The sequence below is a fragment of the Gordonia sp. LUNF6 genome (assembly GCF_047041125.1).
GTDB lineage: Bacteria > Actinomycetota > Actinomycetes > Mycobacteriales > Mycobacteriaceae > Gordonia > Gordonia sihwensis.
This window is the reverse complement of the sequence record NZ_CP178181.1, coordinates 3328140-3351246: the sequence shown is the minus strand read 5'-3', so window position 1 is coordinate 3351246 and position 23107 is coordinate 3328140. Positions and strand designations below refer to the sequence as shown.

The window sequence follows — 23107 nt, the reverse complement described above, 5'->3', positions numbered from 1 at the left end:
AGTTCACCGATGGCCCCGGCGCGCCTGCGCGTCGGAATCATTTCGGCCGGTCGTGTCGGCACCGCACTCGGCGAAGCCCTCGCCTCCGCGGGCCACGATGTCGCCTCGCTGACCGCACGGTCTCCCCAGTCGCGCGATCGCGCTGCGCTCCGCCTGCCGCGAGCCCGCGTGCTCGATCTCCCCGGCGTCGTCGCCGGTTCACAGCTTCTGATTCTGGCGGTTCCGGACACGGAACTGCCCGGCGTCGTCGACGCCGTCGCCGCCGCCGGTCCGCGGCCGGGCACCATCGTCGCGCACACCGCGGGGGCGCACGGAGTGGCGATCCTCGAACCGCTCGCCCGCCTCGGTCTGGTCACCGTCGCGCTGCACCCCGCCATGACCTTCGTCGGCACGTCCGACGACACCGCCCGGCTGGCGTCGGCGTGTTTCGGAATCACCTCTGCCGACGAGATCGGCGACGCCATCGCCGCATCGCTGGTGCTCGAGATGGGTGGCACTCCCGTCCGCATCGCCGAGGCCGACCGAACCCTGTACCACGCCGCTCTCGCGCACGGAGCGAACAATCTGATCGCGTTGGTCACCGATGCGTTGACCGCACTCACCGCGGCCATCACCGGGCCGGCGGGGGAGCGGAGCGCCACCGCCACCGTCGACGGGCCCGACTCCGGGATCGCGCAGCGAGTGCTCGGGCCGCTGGTCCGCGCCTCGCTCGAGAACGTGCTCGAGATGGGCGGCGACGCGCTCACCGGTCCCGTGGCGCGTGACGACACCGAGGCGGTCCGTCGCCATCTCGCCGCGTTGGCGGCACTGCCCGACCGTCATCTGGTGGACGGCTACCGTGCGCTCTCGGCGCGGGCCGCCGCTCAGAGCGGCGCGAGCCGCGAACTGCACGAGCTCCTGGAGGAATACGCGTGACCGCATCCGATCTCTACGCTCCCGGCCGGACGACGGTGCATCGCGACCCGGCCGAGTTGCACCGCGTCACGAAGGCGCTGCGCGCCGCGGGCAAGCGTGTCGCGCTGGTGCCGACGATGGGGGCGCTGCACGAGGGGCACCTCCAGCTGGTGAAGACCGCGAAGCTGCGGTGCGACGTCGTCGTCGTCTCGATCTTCGTCAATCCGCTGCAGTTCGGTGCCGGCGAGGACCTCGACGCGTATCCGCGCACCTTCGACGCCGACTGCGCCCTGCTGGAACCGCTCGGAGTGGAACTCGTCTTCGCGCCCACGGCGTCGTCGATGTACCCGACCGGCCCGCGCACCACGGTGCAGCCCGGCGAGACGGGGGCGATCCTCGAGGGTGCATCGCGACCCACGCATTTCGCCGGCATGCTCACCGTCGTCAACAAACTGCTCAACATCGTCGCACCGCACGCCGCGTACTTCGGAGAGAAGGACTACCAGCAGTTGGTGCTGATCAACCAGATGGTCAACGACCTGAACATGGACGTGGAGATCATCGGGGTGCCCACCGTGCGCGAGGCCGACGGCCTCGCTCTCTCGTCGCGCAATCGCTACCTGTCGGCAGAGGAGCGCGAACTCGCGACCGTGCTGTCGGCGGCACTGCTGGCGGGAACGCACGCGGCCGAGGGCGGCCGCGAAGCGATCCTCGCCGCGGCACACGCAGTCTTGGCCACCGCCCCGCAGATCGAGGTCGACTACCTCGAACTGCGTGGGCGGGGTCTGGAAGAACCGCCGGAGGAGGGTGACGGCCGACTTCTGGTCGCCGCCCGCGTCGGACCGGCACGACTCATCGACAACGTCGGCGTCGCCATCGGCACCGGCTTCACGCAGCGAGAAGAAGGGTAAGGACAGCTATGTTCCGCACCATGATGAAGTCGAAGATCCATCGCGCGACCGTCACCCAGGCCGACCTGCACTACGTCGGCTCGGTGACCATCGACGCCGATCTGCTCGACGCTGCGGACCTGATGGAGGGCGAGCAGGTGTGCATCGTCGACATCGACAACGGCAACCGGCTCGAGACCTATGTGATCGCCGGCGAGCGCGGCAGCGGCGTCATCGGGATCAATGGTGCCGCAGCGCACCTGGTCCATCCCGGTGACCTGGTGATCATCATCGCCTACGGCATCATGAACGAAGCCGAGCTCGCCGAGTACGCGCCGCACGTGGTCTTCGTTGACGCCGACAACCGCCCGGTCACCTTGGGCGACGATCCCGCCGACGTTCCGGAGGGCTCCGGGCTGAAGGACCCGCGCCGGCTCGCGACTGCCGCGGTCTGAGGCCGGCGGACCCCGTGCTCCTCACCGTCACCGTCGGGAACACGAACATCCATCTCGGGGTGTTCGCGGGTTCCGGCGACCACGCGGAACTGATCCGCGACTGGCGGATCCACACGCAGCCGCACATGACTGCCGACGAGTTCGCCTTGCAGCTGCGCGGGCTCCTCGGGCCCGACATCGAGCAGGTGACGGGCGTGGCCGGTCTGTCGACCGTGCCGTCGCTGCTGCGTGAGATGCGGGAGATGCTGCCGCGATACTTCGGGCGCGGTCCGCATGTGCTGCTCGAACCGGGGGTCCGCACCGGTGTGCCGCTGCTGGTCGACAACCCGAAGGAGGTCGGGACCGACCGCGTGGCCCACAGTCTGGCCGCGCACGAGAACTATCCGGGCGGACCGTGCATCGTGGTCGCCTTCGGCACCGCGACCGTGGTGGACGCGGTCTCGGCCAAGGGCGAGTTCCTCGGCGGGGTCATCGCCCCGGGCGTCGACCTCTCCGTCGAAGCGCTCAGCGAGCACACCGTCACCGTCCGCAAAGTAGAGCTGATGCCGCCGCGCAGCGTCATCGGGAAGAACACCGTCGAGGCGTTGCAGTCGGGCATCATCTACGGCTTCGCGGGTCAGGTCGACGGTCTGGTGGAACGCATCCGGCGCGACGTGCCGGGTTTCGACGGCCCCGACGTGACCGTTGTGGCGACCGGATTCATGGCGCCGCTGATGGTGGGCGAGTGTCGCACCATCGCCGAACATCACCCGTACCTCGCGCTCGACGGACTGCGGCGCGTCCACGAGCGCAGCCGCCGCATCGGAAGGGGGCGGGCATGACCGCTGAGACCGGCAGCCGGACCGTCGCGTACGGTCGCGACATCGAGGTCGGGCGGGTCTATCGGCTCGGGGAGTACACCCTCACCGCCGACGACCTGGTCGACTTCGCGCAGCGCTGGGATCCCCAGGGATTTCATGTGGACGAGGACATCGCCGCCTCGAGCCCCTACGGCGGCCTGATCGCCAGCGGTGTGCAGAGTTTCGCGATCATGCAGCGCCTGAGTGTCCTGGCCGTCTACGACCACTGGGCGGTGATCGCGGGCAAGGAGATCCGCGACGTCGCCTTTCTCCGGCCCGTGCGTCCCGGCGACGTGCTGACCGGGACACTCACCGTCACCGGCGTCACCTTCGACGACCGCGACCGGGCATTGGTCGAGGTCGACACCGAGCTGACGGTGGAGGGGAAGCCGGTCCTGCGCACGCACTCGGCGTCCTATCTGCACGCGCGTCCGCCGGCACCCGCCGACTGAACCCTCCGCCGCCCGGCGTACGCGCCTCAGTTTCGGGCGTCGACCGTGAGCGCGGGCTTCGCGTCGTCGGCCGGACCGTCGACCAGCTGGCCCCACATCGCGTCGACCATCGGCTGCAGGAACAGTTGTCCGACGTTGCGGACCATCATGGCCACGGTCTGTTCCGCGACGCTGCGCCGCGTCGAGGCCAGTCCGGCGTCGCGCATCTTACTCACCTCGTCGCGTGCGAGTTCGGTCAGTTGGCGCAGCAGCGTCGTAGGGCTGTTCGGGTCGAGGAGAACGCGGCGCATGTAGCCGACGACGACCGGATTGTCGTTGAGCATCGCGCGTACGGCGGCGTCTCGTGCCGCAGCCACTTCCGCCGGCGTGCCGTCGTTCGGCACGCTTGCGATCGCCGCGCGGTGGTATTCGACGATCAGTTCTTCGACGGCCCGCCGCAGACCGTCTTTGGTCTTGAAATGGTGTTGGACCAGTCCGACGGTGACTCCGGCGGCAGCGGCCACGGCTCGCATCGACACCCGCTCCTCGCCGTGCTCGGCGTACAGATCGAGTGCCGCGTTGCGGATCTTGGCCTTCGCAGTCAGGTCCGCTTCGCCCGCCCTGGGATCGCTCATCGTCTCCTCCTCGTCCGCCGCAGATTCTACGATGCCGACGCGCCGTCGTTACATCTGCAATGCGTACGGTACGAACGTATAGCAGAGGGCGGGGGAGGCAGCGCTGATCGGCCTACTCGACGGCCATGGTGGTCAGGTGCTCGTACTGAGCGCGGGCGTCGGCCGGCGTGGCGGACGGCAGAGTGACGACGATGTTCTCCACGAGGAACGTGTCGGGGTGGGTCTGGTGATAGGTGGTGGCCTCGCGCGTGGTGCTGAACTGCATCACCGTGACCTGGTCCGTTGCGGCGGCAGCCTGACAATGGGCCTCGCCGCAGGCGGTCGCGGTCGTGTCGTGGTCGTTCGAGACCTGCAGACCTCCGCGACGGTAGGTGTCGATGATGGATTGGGGCGACGCGTCGTTCAGGATCGCGGCCTCGTTGGGCGGTGGCGGCGGGGCGGCGTCGTGTTGCTCGGTGCCGCCGCTGGAGCAGCCGGCGAGCAGCGGCAATGCGCACAGCGTGAGGCATGCGTACCGCAGCCGGGTTCCGCAGGCCGGGCGGTCAGCGGCGATGTGGTCGATCGTCATGGACGGACTCCTCTGATTGGTGGTGTGGCCGTGGCATGTGGTGCAGTGCGGCGAGCCTGGCGTTGTAGGCGTCCAGAGCGGCGGCGTCGTCGTCGAGCGCGGCGGTGTTCGCGCCGATGGTCGCGCGGGCGCGGACTCCGTCAAGCCAGCCGCCGAAGCTCGACTCCCTCGTCGCCACCCATTCGCGGGCGATGACCAGGATGAGGATCATCATCAGTCCGTCTCCCGCGACCCACATGATCGCTCCGGCCGCGGTCTGGTCGGCCAGCGCGGTGGGTCCCCAGTCGGGGCGCGATCGGCTGTACGCGGGGGCGATGATGTGCGGCGACATCATCAATGTCACTCCGACGATCGCGTCGGGGACCATGCACGCGATGATCGTGGCGGCGCGCAGCGGGAAGACCAAGTGGCGGCCGACGTACTCGTTGCCGAGCAGAGGAAGCAGAAGCAGATAGCCGGTGACGAGGTAGAGGACTGTCTCGGCGTGATGGATCCACATGTGCTGGGCCATGGCCTGCTGAAATCCGGTCAGGTGGGTGGTCACGAGCACGGCCGCGTACAGCGGGACGGTCACAGCCGGCCTAGTGAGCAACTGGAACGGAGTACTGGACACCGCTGACGTGACGGCCGTCCGTGTTCTCGCCGAACTCGAGCGGATCAGCCGGATCGGTGCCGCGGCGACCAGCAGCGCCGGAATGACGGTGATCAACAGCAGATGCACGATCATGTGCGCCCAGAACAGGTTGCCCGAGTACGTGGCCAGCGGGCTGTTCAGCGCGACGATCGTTGTGGCGACCGCGGCGAACCACCACAGCAGGCAGGATCGCGACCATGGCCGTCCGTCGCGCAGTCGGACCAGGACGCACAGAACATATGCCGCGGTCAGCACCGCGATCAGCGCTGTGGCCACGGGGGTCGCGGTCCAGACCGTCAGCACCTGGGGCCAGGCCGGGGGAGGCGCCGCCGTTCTCATGTCTGCGCCGGGGGTGATGAGGCATGGAGCACGTCCTTATGCGTGAGCCACCCGGCCAGCCGGGCTCCGTCGGCCGAGATCACCGGTACGCCGATGGCGGGGGCGGCGTCCAGTACGGGCATGGCCTGGCCGAGGGGCGCGTCGGCCGTCACGGTCGGGCACGTCGTCACCATCTCGCGGACGGTGGTCGGACCGTATCCGCGAGTGAGTGCGTCCGCTATGGCCTGCGCGCTGAGGATGCCGCGGTAGACCCCGGAGTCGTCCACGACCGGTACCGCGCCGACCTCTGTCCGTTGGAGGGCCTCGGCTGCCGTTGCCAACGTGGCCGTCTCATGCAGCGTCGTCGGTGGCGAGCTCACGACGTCCGCGACCCGGACGGTCGGAGGGCGGTGACGCTGCCCTGAGACGATGTCGACCCCGCGACGGGTCAGTTTGCGCGTGTAGATCGTGTCTTTCGAGAGGAGCTTGCCGACACCTGTGGACACGGCGACGGCGGCCATGAGCGGGAGGATGATCGAGTACTCGCCGGTGAGCTCGAAGATGATGACGACCGCCGTGATCGGAGCCCGGGTGGCTCCGGCCAATGCGCCGGCCATGCCTATCAAGCCGTAGGCCCCCGGCGAGCCGGTCATCGATGGCAGCAGTCCGTGAACGGCCGCGCCCACGCCGGTGCCGCCGACGGCCCCGATGAACAGGGTGGGGGCGAACACTCCACCGGACCCGCCGATACCGATGGTCAGGCTGGTCGCCAGCATCTTCCCCACCATCAGCGCAATCAGCAATGCCACCGTGTATCGGCCGGCGATGGCGTTCTCCAGCACGGGGTATCCGACGCCGTAGAGCTGCGGAAGCACCCACAGCACGCCGCCGAGCAGGAGCCCGCCGACGGCGGGGCGGAGCCATTGGGGGCCTCTCCACGCCCAGTCGCAGACGTCTTCGATGAGGTAGAGGACTTTCGAGAAGGCGACACCGACGAGCCCGAGAACCGCGCCCGCAACGATGAACAGAAGATATTCCACGCCGCCGTGCGGAGTGAACGAAGGCAGTGTCAGAAACGGACTGTCGCCCAGAAGCGACCGGCCGACGACACTCGCGGTCACACTGGCCAGGACCACCGCGGCGAATGATTCTGCGGCGAAGTCGCGGAGGATCAGTTCCATCGCGAAGAACGGCCCGGCCAGCGGGGCGTTGAACGTCGCCGAGATCCCCGCCGATGCGCCGCATGCGACCAGCAACCGCATGCGAGGAGTGTTCAGTTTCAGCAGTTGCGCCGCCGTCGAGCCCAGTGCGGCGCCGATCTGGACGATCGGTCCCTCACGGCCCACCGACCCTCCGCCGCCGATGCACAGGGCCGACGCCAGTGACTTCACCATCGGGATCCGTGCCGGTATGTGGCCGCCGCGCTCGGCTACCGCGAACATCACTTCCGGCACCCCGTGGCCGCGCGCCTCCGGCGCCAGCCACGACACCAACGGCCCGTAGACGAGCCCGGCGATCACCGGAGTCAACACGACGAACCAGAAGCCCAACGCCGGTACACCGTTGTGCCCGACCCGGCCCTGCGCCGAGAAGTCGGTGTAACCGGTGAACAACATCGTGGCGCCGACGATGAGCCACCGGAATCCGACGGCGGCCACACCGACGGCCACTCCCACCGAGACCGCCACCGGGACGATGCCGGTGGACGACTCGCGCAGCCATGTCGGGAACGGCGTCCGGCGCGGCATGATCGCGCCGTTCGGACTTCCAGAAGTGAACGCAAGCACGATTGCAGTATGCAACAGTTGCATCGGCTAATCGATGGGTAGGGTAGTTTTCTCTTGTGACGGCAGCAGCAGGACGCCCCGCGGACGGACATTCGATCAGCGTCGACGACGTGGCCGACGCCGTATTGACCGCCTCGCGTCTTCTGGTCTCGCTATCGGCGAAATCTATTGCTCAAGTGGATGATTCGATCACCATCGCCCAGTTCCGCGTCTTGGTGCTGCTGTCGAACAGTGGCCCGATGAACCTCTCATCGCTGGCGCACAGACTTGCGGTCCAGCCGTCGACCGCATCGCGGATGATCGACCGGCTCTCTCACGCCGGGCTGGTCGAACGGACCCCGAGCGAACAGACCCGGCGCGAACTCATCGTCACGCTGACCTCTCACGGGGCGGCGACGGTGCGGGAGGTCACTGATCGCCGACGTGCCGAGATCGAGCAGGTCATCAGCCGCCTCACCGCGGAGCAGCGGCATGAACTGGTCCGCGCACTCACGGCATTCTCCGAGGTCGGCGGCGAGCCCGCGGTGTCGCGGGCTCAAGACCTCTGGGCTTAGCGATCTCGGGGAAGGTGTTCGGGGCGCGGGCTCAGTGCAGCGGGTTCGGCAGCAAGAGCTCGCAGTTGCGGTCGTTCGGGGCGCCGAGCAGCGCGTCGTCGCGGTGGATGTCGTTGTACGACAGTTCGCGGTAGAGGCTGGCCAGCCCCGCAGGTGACAGGTCGGACGGGTCGGCGGTGTAGCGGCTGTCGGCTTCGATCAGCGGTGTGAAGATGCTGAGTGTGCCGTCGCGATTGTCGGCGACCTCGATGATCCGGGCCAGCTGCGGGTAGTCGATGTGGCTGGCGGTGTTGATCTCCCAGAAGCTGTTCTTCGGCGTGGCGCCGCGGTGGGCGATCATCTCGTTCCGGTGCGTATGGCCGTTCACCCACGCGATCACGTTGGTGTGCCGGTGGAGCTGCGCGACGAGGTGGTCGCCGCCGTACTGCTGCTCGCCGGGAGTCTCCGGGTTGGGCAGCTTCGCGGTCATCGTCTTGGATGTGTGATGGCTGAACACCATCACGAGCTTGTCGCGGTTGGCGGCGATGGTGCGGTTCATCCAGTCGAGCTGCTTCTGGCTGATCGACCCGTCGGCGATGCCGAGACTGTTCGTCGTGTTGAGTGCGAGTCCGAGGACGTTCTCGGAGATGTCGAATCGGTACCAGGACGGCCCGTCGGGATCGGCGAAACCGTGCCCGAGCGGACCCGCGCCCTTGATCGCGGGGTCGAAGTGCCTGCGGATGAATTCCCGCGGCGAGAACGGCCGTCGGCCGGCGTCGGCCGTCACCGGGATCACGGGGCCGGTGGTGCGCAGTTTCGCGAGCAGCGGACCGAGCGCCGCCGGGTCGGTGCTCAGCGCCCTGCCGATGGCGGCCGCCGTGGGATCGGTGTCGGGGAGGTCGTACTTGACGTTCGAGTGGTACAGCCAGTCGACGATGTTGTTCGGCACGGTGCCGAGCAGCTGATCGTCGTGGTTGCCGAACACCGCGTACCACGGCATGTCGAGGCCTGGGCTGGAGTGCGTCTTGATCGCGGCGTGAAGCAGGCCGGGGATCTGGATGAAGCCGCGGTCCTTGTAGATGTCCCACGAGTCGAGTTCGGGACGGTAGTAGAGCGACGACCCCAGCGCCTGCAGTCCTTCGAATCGGTTCTTCGCCCCCGTGTTCGGGGTGATGGAACCGCCCGACAGGATGTGCTGGAACCAACCGAGCTCCACGATCTCGTGGTTGTCGGTGTTGTCGCCGGTGGAGACGACGCAGTCGAACGACCTTCCGGTGAACGGCCCGCGCGCCAGAGCGTTGATGCGCTTCACCAGCGCGACGGCGCCCTGTGTGCCGAGCGCCTCGTGCGGGCGGAAGGCCGGGGCCTGCACGGGATGGACGTACTCGAACCGCGCGGGGCTCTGCACGTCGGCGATGTGGATGTCGGTGAGCTGGACGAACGAGGCGAGGGCGCTCCGGGCCGTCTCGCGTCCGGGCTTGGCAGCCGCCAGCTCCTGCCGGATGAACAGCGGCCAGCCTCTGCCCGCGACCAGCTGCCGGTAGCCGCCCTTGCGAGCCCGCCCCGGAGCCGCGACCTGCGCGAGGGTGGTACCCGCGGTGTTCGCGACGGAGGCGGGGTCGGCGTGGACGTGTCCGGCCAGGACACTGCCCGCGGCGACGGCTCCGGCGGTCGCTGCGCTCGCACGCAGGAACTGGCGGCGGGACAAGCGGTTCGACGGCATGGCAGACACTGTAATGCGGAGCACACTCGGATTATGCGTCTGCGACGAATTCGTGTCAGAAGTAGTTAACCGGGCGTTCGCCTTACGCCGTACTTCCTGACCCGAATCGGGTAACGGCGTACGGCACAAGACTTTCGGGTCGCCCGTTGTCCACAGGCGACCCGAACGTCGTCCGTGGCGACCGGGCCCGGCTCACACTCGACGGATGGGGGAATCGGGGGATCGACCACGGGTGGCGCTCACACATCTGCTGGCGAATCAGGAGGGTGTGGTCGCGCGACGACAGGTCCTCGAGTGCGGACTGACGTCCGCGTTCGTCAGGCAACGCTTGCGGAGCCGGGACTGGGTCGCCGCATGCCCCGGTGTCTACGTGACGCACACCGGACCGCCGACTGAGCGGCAACGCCAATGGATCGCGGTGCTGTGGGCGATGCCCGCGGCACTGAGTCACGAGTCGGCGATTCTCGCCGCCTCGTCGTCGACCGCCTCGGGTCCGATCCATGTCGTCGTGGATGCCCGACGACGGCTGTCGAGCCGGCCGGGCGTGGTTGTCCACTACAGCCGTCACCTGGCGGAGCGGGCGCTGATGCACACGCACCCGCCGCGTGTGCGGCCCGAGCACGCGGTACTCGATGTGGCCGGCCGGGCGCGAACCGACTCCTCGCGGCGCTGGCGAGCAGGCAGCGGACGAGCGGCGGGATCTCCTCGAGCGTGTGCTCTTCGACGTCCGCGACGGCACGTGCTCGGTGCTCGAACACTGCTATCTACGCGATGTGGAACGGGCCCACGGACTGCCGGCGTCGGTGCGGCAGACGCCGACCGGCGTCGGACGACGCGGGTTCCGCGACCTCGAGCGCGACCTGGACGCGATCGCCTATGGCCGCAAGCGGACCATCCGGCTCGGATGGGGGCAGACGGTCGACCGCCCCTGCCGCACCGCGGCCGGCATCGGCGCGATTCTCGCCGCGCGCGGCTGGCCGGGAACCGTGGTCCGCTGTTCCGCCGACTGTCGGCTCGAGTGAGTCTGTGCCGTATTGCGTTACCCGATTCGGGTAACGCAATACGGCATAAGCGCAGGCAGCGAATTCAACTCACGACTGCGCGGAGTCTGGTCAACGGCGCGAAGCTGTGGCAAACTCGTCGTCGTGATCAAGAGTTGTCAGGAGTGTTGTCGAGGCTGACACCGCGCTTACGCGGTCGGCCGATTTCGCCAACCCCCGCTCGTTCGATCACAGGATCACCTCTCCATGACTCTCGCATTCTCTTCACCCGTCACCACCTCGTACACCGACGCTCCGCTGTCCCTGCAGGCCGAGGAGTACCTCGCGACGCTCGCCGACGGCGCCGTGGCCGTCGACCTTCGCAGCGCCGTCGCACGATCGGCCGCCGGCGCGCTCGTGGGCGCGATGGCGCTCGACGTGGACAACGCCCTCGACCTGCTCTCCCCGGACTCGCCCGATCGCCTGCGCACGGCCACCGTCGACGCGCGGTGGGTGCTGGTGAGCGACGACGGATACGACGCCGAGATGCTGGCATGGCATCTGCAGGCGCGCGGCGTCCTCGGCGCACGGTTCGTGGTCGGCGGGCACGCCGCGCTGCGCGAGCGCGGGATCAACGGTTCCGTCGGCGCTGACGTGCTCGGACTGTTCGATACGCCGCAATGACCCGCTGATTGGTCTTGCCCCTGGTGGGCCGCTTAACCTTGGGTGCGTGAGTGACCAGGTTTCCAGCGCGCCGACCACCAAGACCGCAGCCGCCGACCAGACCCCCGAGCAGGTGCGGGTCCGTCAGGAGAAGCGTGAGCGCATCCTCGACGAGGGGCGGCAGGCGTATCCGGTCGCCGTCGCGCGCACGCACAGCCTCGCCGAGATCCGTGCGGAGTACCCGGATCTGGAAGCCGGCACCGAGACCGGGGTCGAGGTGGGCGTCGCCGGCCGCATCATCTTCCTCCGCAACAAGGGCAAGCTCTGTTTCGCGACCCTGCAGGAGGGCGACGGCACGCAGTTGCAGGCGATGGTGAGCTTCAACGGCGTCGGCGAGGAGTCGCTCGCGCGGTGGAAGGCCGACACCGACCTCGGCGACATCGTCTTCGTCCACGGCGAGGTGATCAGTTCCCGCACCGGCGAACTGTCGATCATGGCCGACTCGTGGGAGATGGCGTCGAAGGCGCTCCGACCGCTGCCGGTGGCGCACAAGGAGATGAACGAGGAGTCGCGCGTCCGCCAGCGGTACGTCGACCTCATCGTCCGTCCCGAGGCGCGGGCCATCGCGCGCACCCGGATCGAGGTGATGGCGCAGCTCCGCAAGTTCCTGACCGACCGCGGCTTCCTCGAGGTCGAGACGCCGATGCTGCAGACGCTGCACGGCGGAGCGGCGGCACGCCCCTTCGTGACCCACTCCAACGCCTTCGACATGGACCTGTACCTGCGTATCGCGCCGGAACTGTTCCTCAAGCGCTGCGTGGTCGGCGGCATCGAACGCGTCTTCGAGGTGAACCGCAACTTCCGCAACGAGGGCGCCGATTCCACGCATTCGCCGGAGTTCGCGATGCTGGAGACCTACCAGGCCTACGGCACCTACGACGACGCCGCCGTGATGACCCGCGAACTCGTCCAGTCGGTGGCGATGGGTGCGCTCGGCACCCTGACGCCGACCATGCCCGACGGCAGCACGTACGACCTCTCCGGCGAGTGGACCTCGCTGTCGATGTACCCGTCGCTGTCGGAGGCCCTCGGCGAGGAGATCGTCCCCGCCCAGACCTCCGTCGAGGAACTGCTGGCTATCGCCGACCGGGTCGGGCTCGAGGTGCCGAAGGACAAGGGCTACGGACACGGCAAGCTGGTGGAGGAGCTCTGGGAGCACCTGGTGGGCTCTCAGCTCGACGAGCCGGTCTTCGTCCGCGACTTCCCGGTGGAGACCTCGCCGCTGGTGCGCTCGCACCGCACGGTCCCCGGCGTGGTCGAGAAGTGGGACCTGTACGTGCGCGGCTTCGAGCTGGCGACCGGCTACTCCGAACTCGTCGACCCGGTGATTCAGCGTGAACGCTTCGTCGACCAGGCGCGGCTGGCCGCGGCCGGCGACGATGAGGCCATGGTCCTCGACGAGGAGTTCCTGGCCGCGATGGAGCACGGCATGCCGCCCACTGCGGGCACCGGCATGGGCATCGACCGGCTGCTGATGGCGCTGACCGGCCTCGGAATCCGCGAGACGGTGCTGTTCCCGCTCGTCAAGCCGATTCAGTAGCGGCAGTCACCGGCCGCCGGGATCGCGTCCCGACCGGCCGGCGACCGACGCACGCGGTCAGCGCTCCATGTAGCTGATCCACGGTTCGTTGGAGACCACACCTCCGTTCGGGCCGGTGATCAGCAACCGGTCGCGGTGCACGTGGTAGGTGTAGCCGTTGTTGTAGGCGTGGAAGCCGTAGCCGTTCTGGGTGGCTCCCCACAGGTCGATGGTGTTCCCGGTGACCTTGCCCTTCCCGCTGTACTCCCAGCCGGTGGGGCCCTGAACCGGGCAGATCGCGACCTGCGACCATGCCGATTCCGCGAGCACCTTCGCCGGGCCGTTGCAGTACGGTCCGTTCGGGAAGCCGTCGGCCGCGGCCTCACCGGCGCTGACCGCTCCGGCTCCGACCGCTACGGATGCGGCGATGGCGACCGCCGCGGCGATCCGTGTCGTGCTGCGAATGGGATTTCGCATCATGACCACTCCTCTCGCAGGTGCAGCGGCAGCGGCCGGGCCGCGGTGTCGTCCTGCGTGTGTCGGTGTATGTCGACCGCTACCCGGAATGTCACGAGGGATCGGCGAACCGTTAGCCCGTCGGTCGGTCGAACGAATGACGCTTCAGTCGCGGTGAACTGCGATTTCACTCACACGGCGCAGTCAGGGGAGGAGACGGATTCGACGGGCGTTGACGACCGCTTCGAAGCGGGAGTTCGCGTCGAGCTTCACCAGCAGCGACTTAACGTGACCCTTGACTGTGTGCAGTCCGATGCCGAGCCGCGCGGCGATCGCCGGATTGGTGAGCCCCGCGCCGAGGAGACTGAGCACGTCCTGTTCGCGGGCGGTGAGACGGACGGGCAGTTCCTCTGCGGGCGCCTCGCCCGCCAACTGCGCGGCGATCTCCAGCATCCGCGCGCGCACCGAGGCGTCGTCGATGTCGGCCGCGAGGGTCCGCAGTTCGGTGTACGAGGCCTGCACGCGGCTCCGCCACGCGGTCAGCTCACGCTCCTCGTCGTCCGTGCGGATCGCCCCGAGCACCTCGGCCACGGTGAGTTGTTGCTCGACGGCGCGGGCCTCGTCGGTGACGACGTCGAGTGTGGCGTCGAGCTGATCGTGCCGGCTCCGACGCGCCGCATACAGGACTCCGATGTGCTTGCGGCCCACGATGATCGGTGCGGCGACCATCGAATACAGCTGTTCGGCGCGGATGATCGCGTCATAGGTGTGCGTGATCAGCGGCGACTGGACGTAGTCGTGCACCGCGGTGGCCCGGCGCCTCGTCAGGACCCGTCCGCCGAGACCGTGACCGTAGTCGAGCTGGACTCCCCGGAGCGGACCGACCACGTCGCCGTCGAAGTAGCTGAGCTCGACGGCGTGCCCGTCGCCCGAGGCGGCATCGGGCACCACGCGGCCGGCGAAGGCGAGACTGGCGCCGGTGTGCCGGCGGAGCCGCTCGAGCGGGCGCCGGAGCTGCCGAGCCAGCTCGTCGTGGGGCGCACCCCTCTTCGGAGGGTTGTCGGTGTCACGGGTCACAAGAATGATTGTCCCAAATCATGCCGTCGACACGAGTGGAGAGTCGTATGAATGCAGAGCAGCAGACCCGGGCCTGGCTCGAGGAGTACCGGGCGCCGGACGCGAGTGCGGCCCACTTGCTCTGCGACAGGCACGATCCGGAGGGTGTCGCGTTCACGCTCGTCGAGCCGGACCTGACCTTCGAGTCGATGACCTGGGCCCAGCTCGCCCACGAGTCTCGCGCGATGGCGACCGTGCTGGCCGGGCGGGGCGTGCGGCGCGGAGATCGGGTGCCGGTGCTACTCGGCAAACGTCGTGCGCTGGTGGTGACGCTGCTCGGGCTGTGGCGGCTCGGCGCAGTGCACGTGCCGCTGTTCACCGCCTTCGCGACCGGGGCCATCGAACTGCGGACCGAGGGCTCGGGCGCCCAGTTCGTGATCACGGACGCCTCGCAGCGCGACAAGGTGGATCCGATCGATGCGGTGACGGTCCTCGACGTCGACGAGCTGGTCGCCGAATCGGTCTCGGCCGAGCCGTTGGCCGAGTCGGTCGCCATCGGCGGCGACGCCACGCTGGCGCAGTTGTACACCTCCGGCACCACGGGCAAGCCCAAGGGTGTCCCGGTTCCGCTCTTCAGCCTCGCGGCGTTCCAGACGTATCTGCACTACTCGCTCGACGTGAACGCCGACGATGTGTTCTGGAACGCCGCCGATCCGGGGTGGGCGTACGGCCTCTACTACGCGCTGCTGGCGCCCATGGTGGCGGGCCGGACGAGCCTGCTGCTGAACCAGGGCTTCACCCCTGAGTCGACCGTCGCCGTCATCCGCGAGTTCGGCGTCACCAACTTCGCGGCGGCGCCGACCATCTATCGCGCGATGCGTGCGAGTGCCGACCTCGACGGGATCGTCCTGCGACGGGCGTCGTCGGCGGGGGAGCCGCTGACGCCCGACATCGTGTCGTGGGGAGTCGAGAACCTCGGCTGCGAGGTGCGCGACCACTACGGGCAGACCGAGCTCGGCATGGTGATCGGCAACCACTGGCATCCGGAACTGGCCGAGCCGCTCAAGCCGGGCTCGATGGGGCAGGCGATGCCGGGCTTCACCGGCGGCATCGCCGAAGGGCAGATCGCGCTCGACGTGCAGGCCAGCCCGCTGCTGTGGTTCTCCGGCTACGACGCGGCTCCCGAGAAGACCGCCGAACGATTCACCGCCGACGGCAAGTGGTACCTGACCGCCGACACCGGCAAGGTCGACGACGAGGGCTACTTCTCTTTCACGTCGCGCGACGACGACGTGATCCTGGCCGCCGGCTACCGGATCGGCCCCTTCGACGTCGAGAGCGTCCTCGCGGGCCATCCCGCGGTGAACGAGGTCGCGGTGGTGGGCCGGCCGGATCCGGAGGGGATCCGCGGTGAAGTGGTCGAGGCCTTCGTCGTGCTCTCGGAGGGCTACGCCGCGGGCGACGCTCTCGCGACCGAGCTCAAGAACCTGGTCCGCGACGAGTACTCCAAGCATGCGTATCCGCGGACGGTGCACTTCGTCGACGCGCTCCCCAAGACGCCGAGCGGAAAGATCCAGCGCTTCGTCCTGCGCCGTGAGGGGTGATCACTCGCCGAAGATGGAAACGTACCGGTTGACCGGTTTTGGATGTGGCACAGTTGTCATGTGCAGAATGTCTGGATTCGGACCGGTATCGCCGCGTTGTTCGGATCAGTGGTCGGAGCCATCGCGTCGGTGGGCGGCCTGATCCTGATGGACGACGGGGTCGATCGCTGTCTGCCGGCTCTGCAGGATTCGCATACCGATGCCGCGGCGCGCGGGGCGTGGATCGCGTGGACGGCCTATCTCGCCGTCGTCGTGGTGGGGTCCCTGGCTGCGGTCTCGCTGTCGCAGCGCACGCGGACGTGGGTGATCGTCGGTGTGGTGACACTGATCGCGATGGGCGTCGCCGTCCTCGGGATGCACGACTTCGGCGTCTCGATGTGCGAGACGGAGTTCTCGCGCTCGCAGCGCGGCTGACCGGCCGCGCTGCGAGCGGTCAGTGCATCTCGCGCTTGAGGATCTTGCCCGCGGCGTTGCGGGGGAATGCGTCGACGATCTCGATGACGCGCGGGACCTTGAAGTTCGCGAGGTGCTCGCGAGCGAAGGCGATCACCGCCTCGGGCTCGACCGACGCTCCGGGGCGGACGGTCAGGAAGGCCTTGCCGACCTCGCCGAGGCGCTCGTCGGGGACACCGATGACGGCGGCCTCGGTGACGTCGGGGAACCGTGAGAGCAGTTGTTCAACCTCCGCGGGGTACACGTTGAAACCGCCGCAGATGTACATGTCCTTGAGGCGGTCGGTGATGGTGAGATTGCCGCGGTCGTCGAGGGTGCCGATGTCGCCGGTGTGCAGCCAGCCGTCGGCGTCGATGGTCTCCGCCGTGGCCTCGGGGTTGTCGAGGTAGCCGCGCATCACCATGAGTCCGCGGGTGAGCACCTCGCCCTGCTCCGACAGTGTCACCTCCATGCCCGAGAAGGCGCGGCCGCAGGTCTCGGCGACGGTCTGCGCGTCGTCGTCCGGGCGGCAGGTGGTGATGAATCCGCTCGTCTCGGTCTGGCCGTACGCGGTGATGACGGTGTCGACGCCGAGTTCGGACTGCAGTCGCTCCACCAGGACCACGGGAACGATGGTCGCACCGGTCACGATGAGCCGCAGGCTCGAGAGGTCGAAGTCCGCACGGGCCGGGTCGTCGAGAATCGTCTGGAAGATGGTCGGGGCGCCGGGGAACACCGTGATCCGCTCGCGTGCGACTGACTCCATGGAGGCGCTCGGCGAGTAGACGGCCAGGGGGAACATCGTGGCGCCGAACAGGATCGACGGCAGAATCCCCGCCTTGTAGCCGAAGGTGTGGAAGTACGGGTTCACCATCAGGTAGCGGTCGGTGTCGCGGAGGCCGCCGTTGTCGCCCCAGGCATGTGATCCGTGCAGCGTCTGGCGGTGCTCAGCCATCACGCCCTTCGGGGCCCCGGTGGTTCCGGAGGTGAACAGGATGTCGGAGAGGTCGTCCTCCCGCACCGCCTCGGCCCTTGCCCGGGCCTGCCGGACGAGGTCGTCGGTCGCGGACTCCAGCAGCGACTCCCACGGCACCGCGCCCGGACTCTCGGCAGCGTCGCCGAGCGGGATCGAGATCACGGTGCGGCCTTCGGGGATCGACGACGACAGCACTTCGCCGAGGCGGTCGATGCCGGCGAACTCACCGGAGACGACGACGACGCTCGCGCCGGAACGGTCGATGATGTCACCGGCCTCGCTTGTGGTGTAGCGAGTGTTCAGCGGGACCAGAACGGCGCCGGCGTACTGAATTCCGAGCGCGGCGATCGGCCAGTGGTGACTGTTGGGCGCCCATACCGCGACCCGGTCGCCGTGTTCGACGCCGAGTCCGATGAGGCCCGCCGCGAACCGCCGGACGCGGTCGGCGAACTGCGGCCAGGTCAGCGAGACGCGCTCGCCCCACTGGTCGTCGACGATCGCGACGCCGTCGGGCCACTGCCTCTCGGCGCGATGCAGGGCGGCGGGAGTGGTGAGCGGATTCGGGAGCATATCCAAAACCTAGCAAATGCTTGGTAGGTTAAGCTAGCGGTCATGACGACGATCAATCTCGCCGATCGCAGCGTCGATCTGGGCGAATGGGCAGCGGCGACGCCGAACGCCGCGGAAGTCTTCGCGGCAGCGGTTCGGGACTGGCTCGAAGCCAATCTCGTCGGCGACTTCGCCGAGCTCCGCGGTCGCGGCGGCCCCGGAAGCGAACACGAGTTCTTCGCCGAGCGGCTGGAGTGGGATCGCCATCTCGCAGCGGCGGGCTGGACGTGCCTCGGCTGGCCGGTGCGCCACGGCGGCCGCGGCGCGACCATCGAGCAGCGCATCATCTTCCACCAGGAGTATGCGCGTGCCAACGCTCCGGCGCGGGTGAACCATCTCGGCGAGGAACTCCTCGGCCCGACGCTCATCGAGTACGGCACACCGGCCCAGCAGGCGCGCTTCCTGCCCGGCATCGTCGACGTGACCGAACTGTGGGCGCAGGGCTACTCGGAACCGGGCGCGGGCAGCGACCTCGCCGGGGTCGCGACCACCGCGGTTCTCGACGACGCGTCCGGCGAGTGGGTGGTCAACGGCCAGAAGATCTGGACCTCGCTGGCGCATCTGTCGCAGTGGGCGTTCGTGATCGCCCGCACGGAGAAGGGCTCGACGCGACACCGGGGACTGAGCTTTCTGCTCGTCCCGCTCGACCAGCCCGGCGTCACCATCCGGCCGATCCAGCAGATCACCGGAACCTCGGAGTTCAACGAGGTGTTCTTCGACGACGCGCGCACCAGCGCCGACCTGATCGTCGGCGAACCCGGCGACGGCTGGAAGGTCGCGATGGGGCTGCTGCAGTTCGAGCGGGGCGTCTCCACACTGGGCCAGCAGGTCGGCTTCCGGAGGGAACTCGACGACATCGTCGCCATCGCGCGGGCCAACGGGTCGATCGACGATCCCGCCGTCGCCGAACGGCTGCGCCGGGCCAAGGTCGGTCTCACCGTGATGGAGGCCAATGCGCGGCGCACGCTCGCCGGCGACATCGTGTCGGAGGCCGGCGCGGCGTCGGTGACCAAGCTGCTCTGGGGCAACTGGCATCGCGACCTCGGCGAGCTCGCGGTCGCGGTGGTCGGTGCGCCCTCGTTGATCGGTCCGCCCGCCACCACCGAGGGTCGCGCGAACGACATCACCGACCCCGAGAACGTCGAACTCGACGAGTGGCAACGACTTCTGCTCTTCACCCGCGCCGACACGATCTACGGCGGCTCGAACGAAGTGCAGCGCAACATCATCGCCGAGCGGGTGCTCGGCCTTCCCCGAGAGGCACGCGCATGAGTGACACCCGACCCGTCTCGCCGTTGGCGACCGCGCCCGAGGAGGTCGGCGGCCACGGCCTGCTGACGGGCAGAAAGGTGATCGTCACCGCGGCCGCCGGCACCGGTATCGGGTTCTCGACCGCACGTCGGGTCCTGCTCGAAGGCGCCGACGTCCTCGTCTCCGACTTCCATGAGCGCCGCCTCGGCGAGACGGTGGAGAAGCTGTCGGCCGAGTTCCCCGAGCAGCAGGTGGCCTCCTTCGTCTGCGACGTCTCAAGCACCGAACAGGTGGATGCGCTGGTCGCCGATGCCGCCGAGCAGTTGGGCCGCATCGACGTCCTGGTCAACAACGCCGGCCTCGGCGGCGAGACACCCGTCGCCGACATGACCGACGAGCAGTGGGACCGCGTCCTCGACATCACGCTGAACAGCACGTTCCGCGCCACGCGCGCCGCACTGCGCTATTTCCGCGACGCGGCGCAGAACGACGCGGCGCAGTCCCGGTCGCCTCGGGGCGGGGTGATCGTGAACAACGCCTCAGTCCTCGGCTGGCGGGCGCAGCGCGGCCAGGCCCACTACGCCGCGGCCAAGGCCGGCGTGATGGCGCTGACCCGCTGTTCGGCCGTCGAGGCCGCCGACTACGGAGTCCGCGTCAATGCGGTCTCGCCCTCGATCGCCAAGCATCCCTTCCTGGCGAAGGTCACCAGCGACGATCTCCTCGATGAACTCGCCGCGCGGGAGGCCTACGGCCGCGCCGCCGAGGTCTGGGAGATCGCGTCGGTGATCGCGATGCTCGCGAGCGACTACACCACGTACATGACCGGTGAGATCGTGTCCGTCTCCAGCCAGCGTGCCTGACCCGACCCCGTGATTCTCTAGGAGCTCTCCCATGACCACTTCCGCTTACATCGTCGACGCGGTCCGCACTCCCGTCGGCAAGCGCAACGGCTCACTCGCCGCCGTCCACCCCGCCGACATGGGCGCACATGTCATCAAGGCGATCGTCGACCGCACCGGCATCGACCCCGAGGTGGTCGACGACGTGGTCTTCGGCTGTGTCGACACCATCGGTCCGCAGGCCGGCAACATCGCACGTACCGCATGGCTCGCGGCCGGACTGCCGCTGGGAGTCCCCGGCACCACCGTCGACCGCCAGTGCGGCTCGAGCCAGCAGGCCATCCACTTCGCCGCACAGGGCGTGATGAGCGGGACGCAGGACGTCGTCATCGCCGGCGGTGTGCAGAACATGAGCGCGATCCCGATCAGCCAGGCGATGATCGCCGGTCAGCCGTTCGGCTTCACCACTCCCACGGCCGAGTCGAAGGGCTGGACGCAGCGCTTCGGCGATCAGGAGATCAGTCAGTTCGTCGGAGCCGACATGATCGCCAAGAAGTGGGACATCAGCAGGCGGGAGATGGAGGAGTTCGCGCTCGCGAGCCATCAGCGCGCCAAGACGGCCATCGCCGAGGGTCGCTTCGACAACGAGTACGTGCCGCTGGGCGACTGCGTGGTCGACGAGTGCCCGCGCGAGACCTCCCTGGAGAAGATGGCCTCGCTCGACGTCCTGGCCGAGGGGTCGCAGCTCACCGCGGCCGTCGCGTCGCAGATCTGCGACGGAGCGTCGGCCACTCTCGTGGTGTCCGAGCAGGCGTTGAAGCAGTACGGTCTCACGGCCCGCGCGCGCATCCACCACATGTCGGTGCGCGGCGACGATCCGGTGATGATGCTCTCGGCGCCGATTCCGGCCACCGAGTACGCGCTGAAGAAGACCGGAATGAGCATCGACGACATCGACGTCGTCGAGATCAACGAGGCCTTCGCGCCCGTCGTGCTCTCGTGGCTCAAGGAGACCGGAGCCGATCCGGCTCGGGTGAATCCGAACGGCGGCGGGATCGCGCTGGGGCATCCGCTCGGCGCGACCGGAGCCAAACTGTTCGCCACCATGCTGAACGAGTTGGAGCGCACCGGCGGCCGATTCGGACTGCAGACCATGTGCGAGGGCGGCGGTACCGCCAATGTCACCATCATCGAGCGCCTCGGCTGAGCTGAGACGGCGCACGGTGACCACTCACCCGGCGCGACAGTCGCTGACCGGCGCCGTACCGCCCGCCCTGTGATTCGCGCCACCCGGTGGCTACACTTGGGATGACTACGAGAATTTGTCTCACAGAACGTCAGTGACTCACGAGTGGAGAGTGGAATGACCAAGCCGGCAGATGTGGCAGTGCGTGCGGGAGACAAGGTGTCGTCCGAGGCGCACACCATGGAAGAACTGGTCGACATCCAGAAGGCCGCATTCCTGCGCGACGGCATTCCGGATGCGAAGACGCGCATCGACCGGATCAATCGCCTGGGGCGGTTGCTGCTCGACCACGCCGACGAGATCACCGCCGCCCTGACCGAGGACTTCGGGTCCCGGCCCGCAGATCTCTCGATCGCGGCCGACGTGGCCGGCTGCATGATCGACCTCGCGCACCAGCGCCGCAGTGCCGAGAAGTGGATGCGCGAGACCAACGTGGCGAAGGTGGCCGGGATGGTCGGATTCACCCAGCGGCTGCGCCGCGACCCGCTGGGTGTCGTCGCGATCATGGGGCCGTGGAACTTCCCGCTGCAGCTGACGATCGTGCCCGCCGCGTCCGCGTTCGCCGCGGGCAACCGTGTCCTCATGAGGCCGTCGTCGATCACCGCGAAGACCACCGACGTCATCGCCCGGGTGGCCCCCGACTACTTCTCGATCGAGGAGCTCGCGGTCATCACCAGCAAGCACGGCGGCGGTTCGGACTTCGCGAAGCTGAAGGTCGACCACATGTTCTTCACCGGTTCGCCGGAGGTCGGTTCGTCGGTGGCGCAGGAGGCCGCGAAGAACCTCGTGCCGGTGACTCTGGAACTCGGCGGCAAGAATCCGGCGATCGTCGACCGCGGCACCGACATCACCAAGGCGGCGCACTTCCTGGCCGACGCCCGCATGATCAACGGCGGCCAGGTGTGCCTGTGTCCCGATTACGTCTTCGTACCCGAGGACAAGGTGGGCGAGTTCACCGACAAGGTGATCGCGCGGTGGACGGCGAACTTCCCGACGATCGTCGGGAACGGCGACTACACCTCCACCATCAACGAGAAGAACTACCAGCGGATCGTCGGCCTCATCGACGACGCGGTCAGCCTCGGCGCCACCAAGCGGCAGGTGGTGCCCGCCGGCGAGGAACTGCCGAACGCGCAGGAGCGCAAGATTCCGCCGACTCTGCTGACCGGAGTGAAGCCCGGAATGAAGATCGAGGACGACGAGGTCTTCGGCCCGGTCTTGACTGTCTACCCGTACCGCGAACTGTCGGAGGCGATCGACAAGATCAACTCGGCGGGTCACCCGCTGACCCTTTACTGGGCCGGGGACGACAACGCGAATCTGCGGACGGTCGCCGACAACACCCGCAGCGGTTCCATCTCCGGCAACGACTTCGGACTGCACATGCTCTCGCAGGGCCTGCCCTTCGGCGGCGTCGGACGGTCGGGCATGGGCAACTACCACGGTGAGTTCGGGTTCAACACGTTCAGTCATGCCCGCGCCGTCACCGTGTCGTCGCTGCCGATCTCCTTCGCCGAGGTCATGACTCCGCCGTTCACCAAGCGGGACGCGCGGATGACCGCGATGCAGATGAAGGTGTGGCGGTTCCTCAACCGTCGCGCGATCAAGAAGTCGAACAAGAAGCGCTGAGCCGGCGGCCGCGCGCGCAACGTGTTCGCGCGCGGCCGTATCCCGGCGACGTTCCCCAGCCAAACAAGCACTTGCTAGGG

General features: G+C 68.3%; 23 protein-coding genes. 15 read left to right on the top strand and 8 right to left on the bottom strand.

Annotation, left to right across the window (positions count from 1 at the left end; genetic code table 11):
* The first annotated feature begins 9 nt into the window (after positions 1-9).
* Genes ACK8HH_RS15695 through ACK8HH_RS15675 form a run of 5 tightly spaced genes read left to right on the top strand, consistent with a single transcriptional unit; the run spans position 10 to position 3530 of the window.
* Complete coding sequence (locus tag ACK8HH_RS15695) at positions 10-915, top strand: DUF2520 domain-containing protein (RefSeq protein WP_062366059.1); 906 nt, start codon at positions 10-12, stop codon at positions 913-915.
* Positions 912-1805: a pantoate--beta-alanine ligase gene (panC, locus tag ACK8HH_RS15690; protein ID WP_045537706.1), complete on the top strand. Its 894-nt coding sequence runs from the start codon at positions 912-914 to the stop codon at positions 1803-1805. Before ACK8HH_RS15695 ends, panC begins: the two co-directional genes overlap by 4 nt.
* An 8-nt stretch (positions 1806-1813) precedes the next feature.
* Positions 1814-2239, top strand: coding sequence for an aspartate 1-decarboxylase (gene panD, locus ACK8HH_RS15685; RefSeq protein ID WP_006896180.1), 426 nt, complete (start codon positions 1814-1816; stop codon positions 2237-2239).
* A gap of 14 nt (positions 2240-2253) precedes the next feature.
* Entirely contained in the window at positions 2254-3060 is an 807-nt protein-coding gene (locus ACK8HH_RS15680; protein ID WP_006896181.1) for a type III pantothenate kinase, read from the top strand.
* Positions 3057-3530, top strand: a complete 474-nt coding sequence (locus tag ACK8HH_RS15675) for a MaoC/PaaZ C-terminal domain-containing protein (protein WP_006896182.1) — start codon at positions 3057-3059, stop codon at positions 3528-3530. The genes ACK8HH_RS15680 and ACK8HH_RS15675 overlap by 4 nt, the downstream gene beginning before the upstream one ends.
* Before the next feature lie 26 nt (positions 3531-3556).
* Here ACK8HH_RS15675 and ACK8HH_RS15670 read toward each other — a convergent pair whose 3' ends face one another.
* The 4 genes from ACK8HH_RS15670 to ACK8HH_RS15655 form a co-directional block, all read right to left on the bottom strand.
* A complete protein-coding gene (locus ACK8HH_RS15670; protein ID WP_006896183.1) occupies positions 3557-4144 on the bottom strand; it encodes a TetR/AcrR family transcriptional regulator in 588 nt (195 codons plus the stop codon).
* Positions 4145-4256: 112 nt separating this feature from the next.
* A complete protein-coding gene (locus ACK8HH_RS15665; protein WP_375003567.1) occupies positions 4257-4712 on the bottom strand; it encodes a hypothetical protein in 456 nt (151 codons plus the stop codon).
* Complete coding sequence (locus ACK8HH_RS15660) at positions 4687-5685, bottom strand: cytochrome c oxidase assembly protein (RefSeq protein WP_375003569.1); 999 nt, start codon at positions 5683-5685, stop codon at positions 4687-4689. The genes ACK8HH_RS15665 and ACK8HH_RS15660 overlap by 26 nt, the downstream gene beginning before the upstream one ends.
* Positions 5682-7451, bottom strand: coding sequence for a chloride channel protein (locus tag ACK8HH_RS15655; RefSeq protein WP_412475323.1), 1770 nt, complete (start codon positions 7449-7451; stop codon positions 5682-5684). The genes ACK8HH_RS15660 and ACK8HH_RS15655 overlap by 4 nt, the downstream gene beginning before the upstream one ends.
* Positions 7452-7507: 56 nt before the next feature.
* Here ACK8HH_RS15655 and ACK8HH_RS15650 point away from each other — a divergent pair, with 56 nt between their 5' ends.
* Positions 7508-8005, top strand: coding sequence for a MarR family transcriptional regulator (locus ACK8HH_RS15650; protein ID WP_006896191.1), 498 nt, complete (start codon positions 7508-7510; stop codon positions 8003-8005).
* A 31-nt stretch (positions 8006-8036) separates the two neighbouring features.
* Here ACK8HH_RS15650 and ACK8HH_RS15645 read toward each other — a convergent pair whose 3' ends face one another.
* The gene (locus tag ACK8HH_RS15645) at positions 8037-9707 is read right to left on the bottom strand and encodes a TIGR03767 family metallophosphoesterase (protein WP_412475322.1); all 1671 of its coding nucleotides are present in this window, start codon (positions 9705-9707) and stop codon (positions 8037-8039) included.
* Positions 9708-10312: 605 nt separating this feature from the next.
* Here ACK8HH_RS15645 and ACK8HH_RS15640 point away from each other — a divergent pair.
* From ACK8HH_RS15640 to lysS, 3 genes are all read left to right on the top strand, one after another.
* On the top strand, positions 10313-10729 hold the full coding sequence (locus ACK8HH_RS15640; RefSeq protein ID WP_412475321.1) for a hypothetical protein: 417 nt from the start codon (positions 10313-10315) through the stop codon (positions 10727-10729).
* Positions 10730-10954: 225 nt separating this feature from the next.
* A complete protein-coding gene (locus ACK8HH_RS15635; RefSeq protein WP_412475320.1) occupies positions 10955-11371 on the top strand; it encodes a rhodanese-like domain-containing protein in 417 nt (138 codons plus the stop codon).
* A 46-nt stretch (positions 11372-11417) separates the two neighbouring features.
* The gene (gene lysS / locus ACK8HH_RS15630) at positions 11418-12950 is read left to right on the top strand and encodes a lysine--tRNA ligase (RefSeq protein ID WP_006896196.1); all 1533 of its coding nucleotides are present in this window, start codon (positions 11418-11420) and stop codon (positions 12948-12950) included.
* A 57-nt stretch (positions 12951-13007) separates the two neighbouring features.
* Here the strand turns inward: lysS and ACK8HH_RS15625 are convergent, their stop codons facing one another.
* Together ACK8HH_RS15625 and ACK8HH_RS15620 are read right to left on the bottom strand one after the other, a co-directional pair.
* Complete coding sequence (locus ACK8HH_RS15625) at positions 13008-13409, bottom strand: hypothetical protein (protein ID WP_006896197.1); 402 nt, start codon at positions 13407-13409, stop codon at positions 13008-13010.
* A 180-nt stretch (positions 13410-13589) separates the two neighbouring features.
* Positions 13590-14462, bottom strand: coding sequence for a LuxR C-terminal-related transcriptional regulator (locus tag ACK8HH_RS15620; protein ID WP_222111783.1), 873 nt, complete (start codon positions 14460-14462; stop codon positions 13590-13592).
* A gap of 47 nt (positions 14463-14509) precedes the next feature.
* On the opposite strand from ACK8HH_RS15620, the gene ACK8HH_RS15615 reads away from it, so the two are divergent.
* Together ACK8HH_RS15615 and ACK8HH_RS15610 are read left to right on the top strand one after the other, a co-directional pair.
* Positions 14510-16045 carry an AMP-binding protein gene (locus ACK8HH_RS15615; protein ID WP_006896199.1) on the top strand — a complete coding sequence of 512 codons (1536 nt, stop codon included), beginning with the start codon at positions 14510-14512 and terminating at the stop codon, positions 16043-16045.
* A 60-nt stretch (positions 16046-16105) separates the two neighbouring features.
* Positions 16106-16459: a hypothetical protein gene (locus ACK8HH_RS15610; RefSeq protein WP_231650100.1), complete on the top strand. Its 354-nt coding sequence runs from the start codon at positions 16106-16108 to the stop codon at positions 16457-16459.
* Positions 16460-16478: 19 nt separating this feature from the next.
* On the opposite strand, the gene ACK8HH_RS15605 is transcribed toward ACK8HH_RS15610, so the two are convergent.
* The gene (locus ACK8HH_RS15605; protein WP_006896201.1) at positions 16479-18023 is read right to left on the bottom strand and encodes a FadD3 family acyl-CoA ligase; all 1545 of its coding nucleotides are present in this window, start codon (positions 18021-18023) and stop codon (positions 16479-16481) included.
* Between the two features lie 42 nt (positions 18024-18065).
* Between ACK8HH_RS15605 and ACK8HH_RS15600 the strand changes: the two genes are divergently transcribed.
* From ACK8HH_RS15600 to ACK8HH_RS15585, 4 genes are all read left to right on the top strand, one after another.
* The gene (locus ACK8HH_RS15600; protein ID WP_412475319.1) at positions 18066-19334 is read left to right on the top strand and encodes an acyl-CoA dehydrogenase family protein; all 1269 of its coding nucleotides are present in this window, start codon (positions 18066-18068) and stop codon (positions 19332-19334) included.
* Positions 19331-20173, top strand: a complete 843-nt coding sequence (locus ACK8HH_RS15595) for an SDR family oxidoreductase (RefSeq protein WP_006896203.1) — start codon at positions 19331-19333, stop codon at positions 20171-20173. Before ACK8HH_RS15600 ends, ACK8HH_RS15595 begins: the two co-directional genes overlap by 4 nt.
* A gap of 31 nt (positions 20174-20204) precedes the next feature.
* On the top strand, positions 20205-21359 hold the full coding sequence (locus ACK8HH_RS15590) for an acetyl-CoA C-acetyltransferase (RefSeq protein ID WP_006896204.1): 1155 nt from the start codon (positions 20205-20207) through the stop codon (positions 21357-21359).
* A 156-nt stretch (positions 21360-21515) separates the two neighbouring features.
* A complete protein-coding gene (locus ACK8HH_RS15585) occupies positions 21516-23027 on the top strand; it encodes an aldehyde dehydrogenase family protein (RefSeq protein ID WP_412475318.1) in 1512 nt (503 codons plus the stop codon).
* Positions 23028-23107 lie beyond the last annotated feature (80 nt).

Bases quoted from the DNA above. Each gene is read 5' to 3' on its own strand.
- ACK8HH_RS15625 (WP_006896197.1), bottom strand. From the start codon at position 13,409: ATGATGCGAAATCCCATTCGCAGCACGACACGGATCGCCGCGGCGGTC.
- ACK8HH_RS15670 (WP_006896183.1), bottom strand. From the start codon at position 4,144: ATGAGCGATCCCAGGGCGGGCGAAGCGGACCTGACTGCGAAGGCCAAG.
- ACK8HH_RS15600 (WP_412475319.1), top strand. From the start codon at position 18,066: ATGACGACGATCAATCTCGCCGATCGCAGCGTCGATCTGGGCGAATGG.
- ACK8HH_RS15665 (WP_375003567.1), bottom strand. From the start codon at position 4,712: ATGACGATCGACCACATCGCCGCTGACCGCCCGGCCTGCGGAACCCGG.
- ACK8HH_RS15695 (WP_062366059.1), top strand. From the start codon at position 10: ATGGCCCCGGCGCGCCTGCGCGTCGGAATCATTTCGGCCGGTCGTGTC.
- ACK8HH_RS15615 (WP_006896199.1), top strand. From the start codon at position 14,510: ATGAATGCAGAGCAGCAGACCCGGGCCTGGCTCGAGGAGTACCGGGCG.
- panD (WP_006896180.1), top strand. From the start codon at position 1,814: ATGTTCCGCACCATGATGAAGTCGAAGATCCATCGCGCGACCGTCACC.
- ACK8HH_RS15675 (WP_006896182.1), top strand. From the start codon at position 3,057: ATGACCGCTGAGACCGGCAGCCGGACCGTCGCGTACGGTCGCGACATC.
- ACK8HH_RS15645 (WP_412475322.1), bottom strand. From the start codon at position 9,707: ATGCCGTCGAACCGCTTGTCCCGCCGCCAGTTCCTGCGTGCGAGCGCA.
- ACK8HH_RS15635 (WP_412475320.1), top strand. From the start codon at position 10,955: ATGACTCTCGCATTCTCTTCACCCGTCACCACCTCGTACACCGACGCT.
- ACK8HH_RS15605 (WP_006896201.1), bottom strand. From the start codon at position 18,023: ATGCTCCCGAATCCGCTCACCACTCCCGCCGCCCTGCATCGCGCCGAG.
- ACK8HH_RS15660 (WP_375003569.1), bottom strand. From the start codon at position 5,685: ATGAGAACGGCGGCGCCTCCCCCGGCCTGGCCCCAGGTGCTGACGGTC.
- ACK8HH_RS15590 (WP_006896204.1), top strand. From the start codon at position 20,205: ATGACCACTTCCGCTTACATCGTCGACGCGGTCCGCACTCCCGTCGGC.
- ACK8HH_RS15595 (WP_006896203.1), top strand. From the start codon at position 19,331: ATGAGTGACACCCGACCCGTCTCGCCGTTGGCGACCGCGCCCGAGGAG.
- ACK8HH_RS15585 (WP_412475318.1), top strand. From the start codon at position 21,516: ATGACCAAGCCGGCAGATGTGGCAGTGCGTGCGGGAGACAAGGTGTCG.